This window comes from Mesorhizobium erdmanii, from assembly GCF_013170725.1.
Taxonomy (GTDB): Bacteria; Pseudomonadota; Alphaproteobacteria; order Rhizobiales; family Rhizobiaceae; genus Mesorhizobium; species Mesorhizobium erdmanii.
Genome location: NZ_CP033361.1, coordinates 4,350,315 through 4,365,165, shown reverse-complemented (window position 1 = coordinate 4,365,165; position 14,851 = coordinate 4,350,315). Strand labels below are relative to the sequence as shown.

Below are 14,851 nucleotides of genomic sequence, written 5' to 3'. Positions count from 1 at the left end.
CCGGGCCAGGATGGCCCGGAGTGGCTCGTAACCGGCCTATTCGACCGATTTGACAGTATCCGTCGGTGCTTTCTGGTTGCCCCAGAAAGCCGGATTGTCGACGTTTTCCTTGGTGATGGCCGCGCCCGGGATCTTGATGTTCGGACCCCAGGCTTCCTTGGTCACGGTCGATTTCAGGCCGAGCACGTCATAGTCGCCGGGCTTGATCTCCTGCTTCTTGACGATCTTGTCCATGAACATGGCGACGGCGGCGGCCTGCGCGTAGAGCGGCTGCTCGACTTCGACGTTGAGCCACCCCTTGCGGATCAGGTCGAGGCCGACCGGCGCGCCGTTCGAACTCATCAGCATGACGTCGCCCGGCTTCTTGCCGGCGGCCTCGAGCGAGGCGACGGCGGCGACCGACAGGTGAGCGGCATGGCTGAAGATCAGGTCGATGTCGGGGTTGGCCAACATCTGGTCGGCGACGATGGTGCCGGCGTTGCTGGCTTCCCACTGCATCGCCGGCAGCGAGATGATTTTGACGTCCGGGAACGCCTTCATCTTCTCCTCGAAACCCTTCTGGATGTCGAGCGTGTAGGGATCGCCGGGATCGCCGAGCACCTGCAGCACCTTGCCCTTTACAGAACCGTTCTTGGCTTTCAACAGCTTCTCCGCCTGGTCGGCGGCGATGTGGCCGATCTCGACAGTGCCCGCCACCGAGGTGAAATCGGACGGCGTCGAAGTAATCTGCCGGTCGAATTCGACCACCGGAATGCCGGCGGCGCGCGCGGCTTCGATGGACGGCTTTAGCGCGTTGAAGTCGACCGCCGCCAGGATGATCGCCGCCGGCTTCAGCGCAATGACGTCGTTCATCTGCGACTGCTGCGCGTCGGTCTTGTTGTCGGCGTTCAGCGTCTTTATGTCGTAGCCGACCTGCTTCAGGAACAGCTCCAGCGCGGTCACCGAGCCGGTCTGGAACTCGTCGAGCAGCGTCGGCACCATGTAATAGACGGTTCCCTTGGACTGGGCGAATGCCGGCGTGAGCGTGGCAAAGGCCAGTGCCAGGATACCGAAGACAGCAAGAAGTATTCGCTTCATGTCGTTGGCTCCCTGTTAAGCCGGACCCCTCTTTGTCCCTCAGCCCGCCGGTCCGGCACCGGCAAGCGTCTCCCCGGTGATCATGTTGATCACCGCATCGGGACTTGTTTTGTTTCTGGCGACATCGCCGGCCACGACGCCTTGCCGGATCACCACGATCCGGTCGGCGACCTGAAAAGCCTGCTGCATGATGTGGGTGATGATGACGACGCCGATGCCCTGGCTCGCCACCTGGCGGATCATGTCGAGACCACGCCGCGTCTGCTCGACGCCCAGCGCCGCGAACGGCTCGTCGAGCAGCACCAGCTTGCCGCCCCAGTGCACGAAGCGGTTGAGCTCAATGGCTTGCCGCTGGCCGCCCGAGAGATGTTCGACATTGGTGCGCAAGGACGGAATACGGGTGCCGGCGCTGGCCAGCGCCTTTTCGACCACGGCCTCCATGGCGCGCTCGTCGAGCACCGGAATACCGAGCACCTTCCTGGTGATCTCGCGGCCCATGAAGAAATTGGCCACCACATCGACATTGGTGCAAAGCGACAGGTCCTGGTAGACGGTTTCGATGCCCGCCGCCTTGGCCTCGGCCGGCGACCTCGCCAGAAACTCCTTGCCCTCGAACAGCATGCGGCCGGAAGTCGGCTCCAGCCCGCCGGCGATGATCTTGACCAGTGTCGATTTGCCAGCGCCGTTGTCACCGAGCAACGCCACCACTTCGCCCTTGCCGATGGAAAAACTGATCCCTTTCAGCGCTTCGATCGCACCATAGTTCTTGGTGACGTTGTCGAGCACCAGCAGCGGTTCGCTCATGCCGCGATCTCCTTGGCGGTCAGAAGATCGCGGCCGCGTTCGCGTTCGGCGGCGAACATCTGGCCGAAGCGCGGCGACAGCACGCCCGAAACCGCAAGGGCGGCGGCGCCGCGCAATACGGAATGTTGCCCGCCGCGTGCAACCATAAGCCGAGGCGCGATGCGGTCGTTGCGCGCCGAGACGGAGTTGTGCAGGCCGCCGGTCGAACCCGCCAGACGTTCGAGCAGGTCGATGGAGGCCAGCCCGCCGAGGATGACCGTTTCGGGATCGAACAGGTTCTCGATGACGGCGATGGCATTGTGAAAGATCGGCGCGACTTCCACCACCCAGTCGGCTTCCGTGCCGTTCCAGCGCCGCAGCGCCTCGAGCGAGAGGTATCGTTCGAGACAACCCCGGTTGCCGCAAGGACAGGCCTCCCCGCCGGGAACGATAGGGATGTGACCGATCTCGCCGGCATTGCCCCAGGCGCCACGCTGCACGCTGCCGTCATGGACCATGACGCCGCCGAGGCCGACGCCGAAATAGAGATAGTAATATTCGGAGAATTGGGCGCCGAGGCCGTAGAGCCGCTCGCCCATGGCCGCCGCGGCCATGTCGGTCTCGAAGAAGGCCGGCAGTCCGGTCGAGGCCGCCAGCCGCTCGCGCAGCGCCACGTCCTTCCAGCCGGCCATGGTGGTGGGGCCGACAAAACTCATGGATTCGACGCCGAACGGTCCCGGCAGGGCCAGGCCGACCCCGAGAACCCGCCCTCCGGCTCGCAGTCTGGTCAGTTCGATTACCATCGCGCCGATCAACTCGAAGGCATGGTCTGGCGTTGCGTTCGGTGCGTCGCGGTAGGTGCTCTCGATCACGTCGCCGCTCAAATTGATCAGGGCAGCGTTGATGCCGAGCGGGGTGATGTGGATGCCGACGGCATAGCCGCCCTCGGGATTTATGCGCAGCGTCGCCGGCGGCAGGCCGCGCCCCTTCGGTTCTTCGCGAACGGAGAGGATGTAGCCCTGCTCTTCCAGTTCGCGAACGATGGTCGATACGGTCTGGACGGTGAGCCCGACACGGCTGGCGATCTCGCCGCGGGCTATCGGCCCATGCAGGCGGATGGACTCAAGCACGATGCGCCGGTTGTACGGCCGCCCGAATTCCTGATTGGTCCCCCGCAATGCCATGCCTTGCGCCCCCGGTTGACGCAAGGTTCGCATCAAAGATTTATTCAGTCAAATGGAGTTCAAAAATAAAATGAGGGGGTGTCCCAACTGGGAAGGGCGCAGGTGGCCCCGGCTTAGGACCTGTTTACCCGTCGCCCTTGGCCGATTGCCGCCGTGGCGAAACCGCTTCAATGGTGAGCAGGCCCTCGCAACCGTAGAACCAAGCATGGAGCAAAGATGATCGAATTGCCGTTTGCCCGCGACGAGTACCAGCAGCGGCTTGCCAAGATCCGCGCCGAGATGGGTAAGCGCGGTCTTGAACTCCTCATCGTCAACGACGTCGCCAACCAGCACTACATCACCGGCTATGATGGCTGGTCGTTCTACACGCCACAGGTGGTGCTGGTTCCCCTGGAGGAGGTCGAGCCGGTCTGGATCGGGCGCGCCATGGACGCAGCTGGTGGTCTTCTCACGGCATGGATGAAGCCCGAGAATGTCGTTGGTTTCCCGGAAGACCACGTTCAGCGTAGCGATCGCCATCCCATGGACTGGATCGCGGACTGGATCTCCGCCAAAGGCTGGGGCGTCAGGCACATCGGCATCGAGCTCGAAGCCTATTATTTCTCGCCAAAGGCACATGCCCGCCTCGTCGCCGGACTTCCCAACGCGAAATGGCACGATGCCGATCTGCTGGTGAACTGGATTCGCGCGGTCAAATCGGCGCCCGAGATCGCCTATCTGCGCAAGGCGTCGACCCTGGCCGAGGCGGCGGTGGCGCGGGCCTATGAGGTGATCGCGCCCGGTGTGCGCGAATGCGATGCGATTGCCGCCATCCAGGCGACGCAGACCGCCGGCAGCCCGGATTTCGCCGGCGACATCACCGCTCTTCCGCCGACCATCCTCGGCGGCGAGAATGCTTCGGCCCCGCACATCATGTGGAGCGACAGGCGGTTTGGAGAGAACGAGACGATTGCGCTGGAACTCGCAGGTGTCTGCCGCCGCTATGCCGCCGGGCTGGCAAGAACGATGCAGCTAGGCCAGACGCCGACGCGGGTCGCCGATACGGCAAAGGCGGTGATCGAAGGCATGGACGCAGTGCTCGATGCGGTCAGGCCGGGGACGACAGCCGAAGCGGTCGAAGGCGCATGGCGCAAGGTCATTCAGCGCTACGGGCTGAAGAAGGAGTCGCGCATCGGCTATTCGATCGGAGTCGCCTATCCGCCGGATTGGGGCGAACACACGATCAGCCTGCGTCCGGGCGACAAGACGGTGCTACAGCCCGGCAACGTCGTCCATTCCATTCTCGGCATGTGGATGGATGGCTGGGGCATCGAGATCAGCGAGACCATTCTGGTCACCGAAACCGGCCATGAGACGCTGACCAGTTTCCCGCGAGAGATCCATGTCAAATCGTGAGGGGCCGGCCATGGCAGGCGGCGTTTCCAGCCCCGGCGCGGTCGATATCGATGCCGGAGTTCTCGATCGGATGATCGAGATCCGCCGCCATCTGCACCGCAATCCGGAGCTTTCGAACCACGAAGCCAACACCCAGCGTTATCTCAGGCAAATGCTGGCCGGCGAGGGAATGACCGACATTCGCGACGTCGCGGGCTTTGGCCTGGCCGTCGACATTGTCGGCACCGGCAAGCCGTCGAACCGAAAGATCGCCATTCGCGCCGACATCGACGCCTTACCGATCGAGGAGGAGTCCGGTGTCGCCTATGCCTCGACCAATCCAGGTGTGATGCATGCATGCGGTCATGATGCTCACGCGTCGATGGGCTTCGCGGTCGCCGCCCATCTCCATAGATCGAGGGCCGATTTTGGCGGGACGGTCCGCCTGATCTTCCAGCCGGCAGAGGAAGATTCGCCGTCGGGCGGCAAACGCGTGGTGGAGGAGGGGGTACTCGACGACATCGATGCCGCCATCTGCCTTCACGTCGATCCCTACACGCCATCCGGCAAGATCGCGGTCCGTCCGGGTCCCTACACGCTGGCGTGCGACACTTTCGATGCCATTGTGATCGGCGAGGCGGCGCACGCAGCAAAACCTTATGAGGGCGTCGATGCAATTGCCGTGGCCTGCTCCATGGTCGGCGAATTGCAGAAGATCGTGTCGCGCGAGATCGACCCCTACGATCCGCTGGTCATTTCCGTCACTGGCATCAATGGCGGCAGCGCCTACAATGTGATCGCCCGCAAGGTTGCCTTGAAAGGCACCATTCGCAGCGGCAGCGACGCGACCCGCGAGCGGGCCTGGCGCCGCCTTCGCGAAATCCTGGAGGGCATGGCGGCGAGCCACGGCGCCAGCGTGGAGCTCGCCATCCACAAGGGCGAGCCGGGCGTCGTCAACGACGGCGAGATGGCCGCACTGATTGCCGCCAGCGGCAAGGCCTGCATCGGCCCCGACAATGTCCTCGACACGCCCGGATGGACCATCGCCGACGACTTTGGCTACTACAGCGAGAAGCGCCCATCGGTCTATTTTCGTCTCGGCATCCGCAACGAGGCGGTCGGATCGGTCTTTCCGCTTCACCATCCCAGGTTTCGCGTCGATGAGGCCGCCTTGAAAGTCGGCGCGGCGACGCTGGTCGCGGCGGCGACCGGATTTCTGTCGGCGCAGCCGGACAGTACCGACTGATCAATGCGGCTTGAAGGATCGCTCGTGCACGGCCTGCACGCCGGCGATGGCGCCGATCACCGCGGCCGCCGAGAACAGCATCGCAGAGCGAAGATCTGGTTCGGTGCCGGCTAGGTCAGGATCGACGCGCCTCAGAGATACTGGGCGACCTTCTTGCCGACACTGAGGAAGCGCAAGGGATCGATCGCTTCGCCATTGTGGCGCACTTCATAATGCAGGTGCGGGCCGGTCGAGCGGCCGCTGCTGCCGGTCTTGCCTATGATGGCGCCGGCGTTCAGTTTCTCGCCCACGGTTACGTCTATTTCACTGAGATGACCGTAGCGCGTCGCAAAGCCGTTGCCGTGGTCGACCTCGACCATGCGGCCATAGCCGCCGTTCCAGCCTGCCTTGGTGACGATGCCGGGCGCCGTGACCTTGGCTTCCATGCCGATGGGTGCCCTGAAGTCCATGCCCGAATGCAGCGCCGCGGTGCCGAGAATGGGATCGGTGCGCACGCCGAACGGGCTGGTGACGGAGTGGCCGGGCGCGGGGTTGGCAAGCGGCAGCTGGCGCGCTTCCTTCTTCAACTGGTCGAGCGTGTCCAGGGCCTCGTCCAGTTCCTTGACCTTGCTGTCGAAGATCATCGAGCTGTCGAGTGGGATCAGCGGGCCGCCGACATCGCTTTCGTTCTTGCCGAAATCGCTGTCGACGGGCAGTCCGGCGGCCTGCAGCGCCTGCTGGATGGCATCGGCGCTCTTGTAGGCGTTGTCCGCGAGCGTGTTGATACGGGTGAGTTGTTCGTTTTCGATGGATTTCAGCGACTGGTTGATCGAGACGAACAGCCTGTCCGCGCGATCGGCGGCTGAATCACTGGGCAGCGGATCGGTGCGGGTCGACCACAAGGAGAACGGCCTGGTGTCGGCGGCGCCAAGGTTGGCGCTCAGGCTGGCGACCGCGTAGTTCTGCGGTTGGCTGATGCTGCCGGTCACCTCGGCGTGTTTGTCGGGCTTGGCAGCCGCTGCCGGGCTATCGCTGGGCACTGTTCCAACGTCAGTCTCGGCGCGTTCGAGCAGCGGCCCGAGACGGCCGTGACGCTGGCTGAGCTGTGTCTGGCGTTCAAGCAGTTCGCTGACCTTGGTTTCCATCAATTGCTGGTCGAGCAGCTGGCGGCTGGTGATGCGGTCGACCTGGGCGCGGAGCGCCGAGATGCGGTCTTCGTAGGCCTGCTGCATGCGCGCCTGGCGCGCGGTCGTGGCGCCGATCAGGTCGTCGCGCAGGACGAGATACGACGTCGCCAGGAGGTAACCGATGGCAATGGCGGCGACCGCTGAACCGATGAATGCCGCAAGCCAGGGCCGGATCGTGAAATGCCTGATCTCGTTGCCTCGGGCGATGATGACCGTGTGCGGTTCCTTGCGTCTGCCGAAGACTGCGGACTGACCGGTTGCGTTCACAGGACCAAGCTTTCGTTTACGACACCACGACTGCCTGGATTACACATTATTAGGGTTAACAAAGGCTTTCTGGGTCGATTGCGCGGCGCGGAACGCACGCGGCGCGGGCAAAAGGTTGCATGAAAACCGCCAAGGAGCGGCCGTCGCCCGCTAAATCATTGGCCATGAGCAACAATTGGCTGCCAGCGCAACGATCCCTCGTCCAAGGATAAAGATCCAGAGTTCCTTAACTGTCTTCGATTGCATTTACTTGACGGTTTTCGATTAAAAGCGTGATGGGATTTGGGATTCTATTGAAGATGGGCGGTCTAAGGGATGCTGAGCGATCTGATTGGCAAGATACTCGACAAGCTGTCGGGCACCAGTCTGCTGGCGACCGGGCTCTTGCTGTTGACTGCCCTGGTCAGCGCACTCGTGGCTTATTGGCGCACGGTCGAGGAGAAGAGCTGGAAGGAGTTCTTCGAGTTCGTCATTCCACATGAAGTCATCACTCATCCCTCGGCAAAGGCCGATCTCATGTTCTGGGTGACGAAAAAGGCGCTGATGCCTTTCCTGATGCTGCCCGCCGGAATTGTTTTCGTCACTGCGGTCGGCTACGGCACCAACTGGCTGTTTTCGACACTCTTCCAGTTCCAGCCGCCTCTGATCGAGGGGCCGGCAGGGCCGGTGACGGTGCTGATCTTCACCATCACCATGCTGCTCGCCTATGACATTTCCTATTATCTCTATCATGTTGCCCAGCATCGCTATCCCGTGCTTTGGGAATTGCACAAGGTGCATCACTCGGCCGAGGTGATGGTCGGGATCACCAAGGACCGGGTCCACCCGCTCGACGAGTTGATGAATCGAGCCTGGGACGGCGTCATCGTCGGCGTCTGCTTCGGCATCTGGTCGCTGATTTCGCTGAATCTGGTCGAACTGACCGTCTTTGGCGTCAACGTCTATGTCATGCGCAACATCCTGATGATGGATTTCGTCAGGCACACGCATTTCAAGATCTCGTTCGGCCCGCTCAACAATCTGATCCTGTGTCCTCATTGGCACCAGCTGCATCACAGCACCGATCCACGCCACTATGACAAGAATTTCGGGCTGCTGTTCTCGTTCTGGGACCGGCTCTTCGGAACATTGTGCGTGCCGAAGCCCGACGAGGATTTCAAGTTCGGACTGGTTGACCGCGATGTGCGCGACTACCAGTCGCTGGCCGGCCTCTATCTCATGCCGCTGAGGCGGATGTGGGGGCACATTGCCAGGCGTATCCGGTCCGGAAAGCCACGGACCTCGCGATCGACGGAAGGGACACGGCCATGAACGCGCCTTTTGTGCTCGCGATCCCGCGCACGCGCACTTTCGAAATCGTGACATCGGCGACACGCCTGGCCGAGATCGCACCAGCCTGGAATGCGCTCTGGCAGCGTGCCGGCGGGCTTGTCTTCCAGCACCCGGACTGGATCGCGACCTGGTGGCGCACCACCCCGCATCAGGAGCGGCGCACGCTCAGGATCGGCCTTGCCTGGAACGGCGACCGGCTCGATGGCGTGATTGCGCTCGCTACCTTCAAGCGCTCCGGCATCCGCATGCTCGAATGGGCGGCAAAGGATCACAGCGACTATGGCGATGCGCTGGTTGCGCCCGACAGCGATCCGCAGGTGATCTCCCGCCTCTGGCAACATATTTTTGACCAGGGCGGCTTCGACCTCATCTATCTCAACCGCCTGCTGCCGGATGCCGGTGTTCATGCCCTTCTGGAACCGGCCTCGCGCCATGACACGGCGCTTCGACCCAACCACCGCAGTGAGATCAGCTACCGTGTCGCGGGTTCCTGGCAGCGCGGGGCGGAATGGTTCGAGACGCTGTCCAAGAAAGGCCGGCAGAACTACCGTCGCGGCCGCAAGTTCTTGGAAGAAAGCGGTACAGTGCGTTTCCGCTTGCTCGACGCGGACGAACCGCGCGAGCCGCTGCTTGCGAGGGTCGCGGCGCTGAAGCGCGTCTGGCTCGTCCGGCATGGCCGCGTTTCGGACTTGTTTGACAAGGACTCGCCGGTTCTCGCCGCGCTTGTTTCGGTCCTGGCCGAACTCGGGCTGTTGCGCATTTTTGTGCTGGAACTTGACGAGAAGATCATCGCGGTCTCGATCAATTTCGAGCAGCACGGCACGATGATGGCTTTCATCACCACCTATGATCCTGAATATGAGCGTGGCTCACCGGGTATGCTCCTGATGATGGACTATATCCAGTGGTCGCTCGACGGTGGCCTGGCCAAGGTCGATTTTCTCTGCGGCGGCGAAGATTTCAAACGGCGTTTCGCCACGCAATCAGTCACGCTGTCGTCGATGATCGGCGCGCGCGGCTTGCGCGGTCATCTCGCCGCGCTGGCCGATCGTGCGAGCCATGTTTCGAAATCCTGGCGGGCGCAGCCGCAGCCGAAGGCCGAAACACCCGACGAGTAAGAACGCCTTGTTTCCGGCACGACCGGAATTGTCGATTGAGTTCGTGGGCCTTCCCCGCGCTCAAAGGGCGCGAACGGCTTCCAGCACTTCCTCGGCATGGCCCTTGACGCGGACCTTGCGCCAAATCCTGGCGATACGTCCGTCACGGCCGATCAGGAAGGTCGCCCGTTCGACGCCCATGTATTTGCGGCCATACATCGATTTTTCGACCCATAGATGATAGGCCTCGATCACCTTGCGCTCCTCGTCGGCGGCGAGATCGATCGTCAGGTTGTATTTCGACTTGAACTTGTCGTGCTTCTTGACCGGATCGGGCGACAGGCCGATCACGACGGCGCCGGCCTTCTCGAATTCCGGCTTCAGCTGTGAAAAGCTGATCGCTTCCTGGGTGCAACTCGTGGTGTCGTCCTGCGGGTAGAAATAGAGCACGACCGGCTTGCCGGCGGCCGCGGCGAGACTGAGCGAGCCGCCGCCGTCCCGTGGCAGGTCGAATTGCGGCGCAAGATCGCCCACGTCCAGGTCAGCCATATCGATGCCCTTGTTTGAGGTTACGCGCGAAGCCACACCGATATAGTGTCGACCGGGGATTCGTCCACGAGCGAATTCGTACAACGGAAGATTGCGTGGATCAGGAGCAACCGCAGCACGAGAAGATCAGGTTCAGGCGTGACGAGATCACCGACCTGGGGGCCTTGCCGTCCGCGTGCCGCGTTCCACCGCTCGGCCAGGCGTCGATCGGTCGTGGCTTCCGCATCCTTTCGCGCGTGTTCGCCGGCATGGTGGCGCTCATACTGCTGGCCGCCACGGCCGTCTATCTCATCGGCCTTTCCGGCATCGGGTCGGACCGGCTGCGTATCGAGGCGGAAACCGCCATCGAGAAACTTGCCGGCGTCGATGTCCATGTCGCGGTCGGGCCTGCCCGCATCACCCTCGACAGTTCGAGCTTCGTGGCCCTCCAGGTGAGCGATGTCAGCTTGGAGACCGGCGACGGCAAGCCGATGGCCGATGCCGGTCGTGTGCGCTTTGGTGTCCGCCTGATACCGCTGCTTTGGGGTGACGTGCGGCTGACCAGCGCCAGGATTTCCGATGCCCACATCGTCACGGCGGCGATGCCGTCCGGCGGCGACTGGACAGCGCAATTGCGCAATGAGGATGGCCTCATCGATCCAGAAAAACTTTCCGAGGCGGTGTTCGGCAACATGCATCGGGCGCTTGATGCCGTGCGGGAAGATTCGATGCGGCGGATCGATCTCCGCAATGTCGAATTCGTGCTGCCTGAAACCGGATCGATCAAACGGGTCAAGATCGCCGACGCTTCCGTCGTCCAGTCGGGGCCGGGCGGCATGACGTTTTCCTCCAAGGCGGATGTCGATGGCCGAAAGGTCACCGTCGCCGCTTCCGCCACCCGAGATATCGGGGCGCACCGCGTGACGGCGCTGAGTGCGAACATCGATCTGGCGGCTGCCGACGACACCGCGGCAGGCGCCGGGAAGCTGGGCGCCGTCGCGTTGAAACTGACGGGATCGGAAGGAGCAGGCACCACTGCATCACAGCTGACGGCGGCCCTGTCGTCGACGGGTTCCGTGCTCGATCTTGGTGCCCGCGGGCTGCTGCCGGCCGACGTCGATTTGAATGCGACGCTGGTCGATGGCAGCAACAAGCTCCAGGTGGACAGGCTGCTGCTGAAAACCGGCCGGTCTTCGTTCGATTTTGGCGGCTCGATAGGGCCAAAACCCGCGACCGGGGTGGCGGGGGAGGAGCCCTCCTATCGTTACGACTTGACCAGCGACGGTTCGACCCTGGCGCCATCGGAATCGCCCGAGCCCGCGCTGACCTTCCTCGCCCGCATCGCCGGCGTCTATCAGACCAAAAGCCACAAACTGGTGGCCGAGCAGATCGCGGTCCGGTCCGCCGCATCCAGCGAAGTGCTCGGCACCGCGGCCGTGGAGTTCGTCGACGGCAAGGCTCCGGGCATCAATCTGGCGCTCAACGTCCATGACATGCCGGTCTCGCACGTCAAGCAACTGTGGCCGTGGTTTTCAGCCCGCAATGCGCGGCTCTGGGTGCTGGCCAATCTGTTCGGCGGCCGCGTCGTCGATGCCAATCTTCAGTTCCATGTCGTGCCGGACCGCCTCGGCAACGGCGTGCCGCTGTCGGCAGACGAGGTGTTCGGCCGTTTCCAGATTGAAGGCTCGCGTTTCGACACCGCCGGCCGCATCCCGCCGATACGTGACGCGGTCGGCGTCGTCGCTTTCCACGGCAATGATGTCGACATCTCACTCTCCTCGGGCACCGTCTTCATGCCCAGCGGCCGCACCGTGGCGGCCAGCAACGGCACGCTGAGCGTGAAGGCGGCGAACCATCCGCCGGCCATCGGCGCGCTCGACATCGATGTCGCGGGGGAGGCGCCGGCGGTCGCCGAACTTGCCTCCTACGAACCGATAAATGCCATGCGCCATGTCGGTTTCCTGCCGGAGGACCTGTCCGGCACCGTTACTGGCCATGTCAGGGCCGATATACCGTTGCAGTCAGGTGTGGACACCTCGAAGCTCGACTGGCTGGTATCGCTCGACTACACCGGCCTGTCGCTGGCCAAGCCGTTGGAGGGCCAGACCGTGACCGATGCCGGCGGCTCGATCACGGTCGATCCGCAGAAGGCGGTGATCTCCGCCAAGGCGTCGCTGAACGGCATTCCGGCCGAACTCGACCTTGTCGAACCGCTGGCCGATGATGGGCCGGCGCGCAGCCGCAAGGTGGCCCTGATGCTAGACGACAAGATCCGCGCAGCCGCCATGCCCGGCCTGACGCCGCTGCTGGGCGGAACGGTGAAAGTCGCTATCGACAAGAGCGGCACCGGCAATCAGAACGTCTCGGCCGATCTGACCAACGCCAGGCTGGACATTCCATGGGCCGGCTGGAGCAAGGGGGCAGGGGTCCCCGCCAACGTGACTTTCGTGATGACCAAGTCGGGCGATACCACGACGCTCTCCGATTTCAACCTCGACGGCAAGACATTCTCCGTCGACGGCAGCATCGTTTTGGTCAACGGCGCCCTGTCGTCGGCCAAATTCAGCAAAGTCACCCTGAACCGGGGGGACGATGTCGCGATTTCGGTGAAGCGGTCGGGCAAGGGCTATGCGGTCGACATCAATGGCAATGCGCTCGACGCCCGTTCACTGATCAAGCAGTTCACCTCGGATGTCGACACCGCGACCAAGACGACCGGGACAGACAACATTTCCGTCAGCGCCGACGTCGAGCAGCTCACCGGTTTCCACGACGAGCAACTGTCCAACCTGAAGCTCGATTACAGCGCGGCCGGCTCAAGGGTGAATGGGCTGAAGGTCAGCGCCACGGCAAGCTCGGGCGCGGCAATCGCCGTCAGCAACACCACCGGCGACGGTCGGCGCTCGCTCAACGTGCAGTCGGCGGACGCCGGCGCGATCCTGAGATTCCTCAACATCTATGAGCATATGGAAGGCGGGTCGATCGCGCTGGCGCTGACTGGGGCCGGCGACGGGCCGATGAAGGGCAAGGTCGACACCAGCAACTTCTTCATCGTCAACGAACCGAAACTCGCCTTCATCGTCTCCACCACGCCGGCCGGTGACAGCCGAAGCCTCAACCAAGCGGTCAAGGGCAATCTCGACACGTCGCGGGTGAAGTTCGAGCGCGGTTATGCCGAGATCGAGAAAGGTAGCGGCTATCTGAAGCTGGCCAACGGCGTGCTGCGCGGCCCGCGAATCGGCACGACCTTCCAGGGCATTCTCTACGACCAGAACAACAATATGGACATGACCGGGACCTTCATGCCGGTCTATGGTCTCAACCGCATCTTCGGCGAACTGCCCATCGTAGGTGCGCTTCTGGGCAACGGCCGAGACCGCGGCCTGATCGGCGTCACCTACCGGCTCAGGGGGAACGCCAACAAGCCGGTGCTCGACGTCAACCCGCTGTCGGTGATCGCACCGGGCATATTCAGGTCGATATTTGAATATCGATGAGCGTCCTCAGGCGGGCCGCACAAGGATGTGTTTTTTCTTGCCAAGTGAAAGCTTTACGACGTTTTCCGGACTCAGATCCTGAAGCGTGACCGCGCGGCGGTCGTCGCTGACCGGCTGGTCGTTGATACGAACCGCGCCGCCCTGGATGTGCCGGCGTGCCTCGCCGTTGGACGATGCCAGCCCGGCCGTCACCAGCAGCGACAGGATACCGATGCCGGCTTCCAGCGCCGACCGGTCCGCGTCGACGGTCGGCAAGGTGTCGGCGAGTGCGCCTTCCTCGAAGGTTTTTCGCGCGGTTTCCTCGGCCTGGGTTGCCGCGTCTCGACCGTGGACGATCGCCGTCGTCTCCGTAGCCAGGACCTTCTTGGCCTCGTTGATCTCGGAGCCGCCGAGCGCGGCCAGCCGCGCGATTTCGTCGAGAGGCAGGCGGGTGAATATCTTCAGGAAGCGCTCGACATCGGCATCCTCAGTGTTGCGCCAATACTGCCAGAAATCATAGGGTGAGAAGAGGTCGCCGTTGAGCCACACCGCACCTTTCGCCGATTTGCCCATCTTGGCGCCGGAGGATGTCGTGAGAAGCGGCGTGGTCAGCGCGTAAAGCTGCGGCGTGCCCATGCGATGGCCGAGATCGACGCCGTTGATGATGTTGCCCCACTGGTCCGAGCCGCCCATCTGCAGGCGGCAGTTCTGGCGCCGGGCGAGTTCGACGAAATCGTAGCCCTGCAGGATCATGTAGTTGAATTCGAGGAACGACAGCGACTGCTCGCGGTCGAGCCGCAGCTTGACGCTGTCGAATGTCAGCATGCGATTGACCGAAAAATGCCTGCCGACATCGCGCAGGAACTCGACATAGTTGAGCTTCATCAGCCAGTCGGCATTGTTGACCATGACGGCGTCGTTCGGGCCGTCGCCGAAACGCAGGATGCGGCCGAAGATGCGCTTGATGCCTTCGATGTTGGTGGCGATCGCCTCGGGCGTCAAAAGGCTGCGCTGGTCGTCGCGGAAGGATGGATCGCCGATCATCGACGTGCCGCCACCCATCAGCGCGATCGGCCGGTGCCCGGTCTCCTGCAGCCAGTAAAGCATGGTCGCCGAGATCAGGTTGCCGATATGCAGGCTGGTAGCGGTGGCGTCATAGCCGACATAGGCAGTGACCGTCTCCTTGGCGAAAAGCTGGTCGAGGCCGGTCTCATCCGAAATCTGGTGGATGAAACCGCGCTCGCTCATCGTGCGCAGGAAATCGGATTTGAAGGCAGGCATGGTTTGTTTCCCGAAAGCGTCAGCCCGGTCTCGCGGGCGT

11 protein-coding genes are annotated in these 14,851 nt (G+C 62.9%); 5 read left to right on the top strand and 6 right to left on the bottom strand.

Translation table 11 applies throughout. The features are described from left to right. Positions 1 to 36 precede the first annotated feature (36 nt). Genes EB233_RS21305 through EB233_RS21295 form a run of 3 tightly spaced genes read right to left on the bottom strand, consistent with a single transcriptional unit; the run spans position 37 to position 3,044 of the window. On the bottom strand, positions 37 to 1,077 hold the full coding sequence (locus EB233_RS21305; RefSeq protein ID WP_027051589.1) for a sugar ABC transporter substrate-binding protein: 1,041 nt from the start codon (positions 1,075 to 1,077) through the stop codon (positions 37 to 39). 39 nt (positions 1,078 to 1,116) lie between these two features. Further along, a complete protein-coding gene (locus tag EB233_RS21300; protein WP_027028608.1) occupies positions 1,117 to 1,881 on the bottom strand; it encodes an ATP-binding cassette domain-containing protein in 765 nt (254 codons plus the stop codon). After that, entirely contained in the window at positions 1,878 to 3,044 is a 1,167-nt protein-coding gene (locus tag EB233_RS21295) for an ROK family transcriptional regulator (protein WP_064991572.1), read from the bottom strand. The genes EB233_RS21300 and EB233_RS21295 overlap by 4 nt, the downstream gene beginning before the upstream one ends. Positions 3,045 to 3,260: 216 nt before the next feature. Between EB233_RS21295 and EB233_RS21290 the strand changes: the two genes are divergently transcribed. Next, positions 3,261 to 4,439, top strand: coding sequence for a M24 family metallopeptidase (locus EB233_RS21290; RefSeq protein WP_064991571.1), 1,179 nt, complete (start codon positions 3,261 to 3,263; stop codon positions 4,437 to 4,439). After that, the gene (locus tag EB233_RS21285) at positions 4,426 to 5,664 is read left to right on the top strand and encodes a M20 metallopeptidase family protein (RefSeq protein WP_064991570.1); all 1,239 of its coding nucleotides are present in this window, start codon (positions 4,426 to 4,428) and stop codon (positions 5,662 to 5,664) included. Before EB233_RS21290 ends, EB233_RS21285 begins: the two co-directional genes overlap by 14 nt. A 131-nt stretch (positions 5,665 to 5,795) precedes the next feature. On the opposite strand, the gene EB233_RS21280 is transcribed toward EB233_RS21285, so the two are convergent. After that, a complete protein-coding gene (locus tag EB233_RS21280) occupies positions 5,796 to 7,097 on the bottom strand; it encodes a M23 family metallopeptidase (protein WP_064991569.1) in 1,302 nt (433 codons plus the stop codon). Between the two features lie 315 nt (positions 7,098 to 7,412). Here EB233_RS21280 and EB233_RS21275 point away from each other — a divergent pair, with 315 nt between their 5' ends. Further along, on the top strand, positions 7,413 to 8,408 hold the full coding sequence (locus EB233_RS21275) for a sterol desaturase family protein (RefSeq protein ID WP_027051595.1): 996 nt from the start codon (positions 7,413 to 7,415) through the stop codon (positions 8,406 to 8,408). Further along, positions 8,405 to 9,547: a GNAT family N-acetyltransferase gene (locus tag EB233_RS21270; RefSeq protein WP_064991568.1), complete on the top strand. Its 1,143-nt coding sequence runs from the start codon at positions 8,405 to 8,407 to the stop codon at positions 9,545 to 9,547. The genes EB233_RS21275 and EB233_RS21270 overlap by 4 nt, the downstream gene beginning before the upstream one ends. 60 nt (positions 9,548 to 9,607) lie before the next feature. Here the strand turns inward: EB233_RS21270 and EB233_RS21265 are convergent, their stop codons facing one another. After that, positions 9,608 to 10,075, bottom strand: coding sequence for a peroxiredoxin (locus EB233_RS21265; RefSeq protein ID WP_027051596.1), 468 nt, complete (start codon positions 10,073 to 10,075; stop codon positions 9,608 to 9,610). A 95-nt stretch (positions 10,076 to 10,170) separates the two neighbouring features. Between EB233_RS21265 and EB233_RS21260 the strand changes: the two genes are divergently transcribed. Next, positions 10,171 to 13,551, top strand: coding sequence for a DUF3971 domain-containing protein (locus tag EB233_RS21260; protein ID WP_064991567.1), 3,381 nt, complete (start codon positions 10,171 to 10,173; stop codon positions 13,549 to 13,551). Between the two features lie 6 nt (positions 13,552 to 13,557). On the opposite strand, the gene tyrS is transcribed toward EB233_RS21260, so the two are convergent. Then, entirely contained in the window at positions 13,558 to 14,811 is a 1,254-nt protein-coding gene (gene tyrS / locus EB233_RS21255) for a tyrosine--tRNA ligase (RefSeq protein WP_064991566.1), read from the bottom strand. Between the last annotated feature and the right edge of the window lie 40 nt (positions 14,812 to 14,851).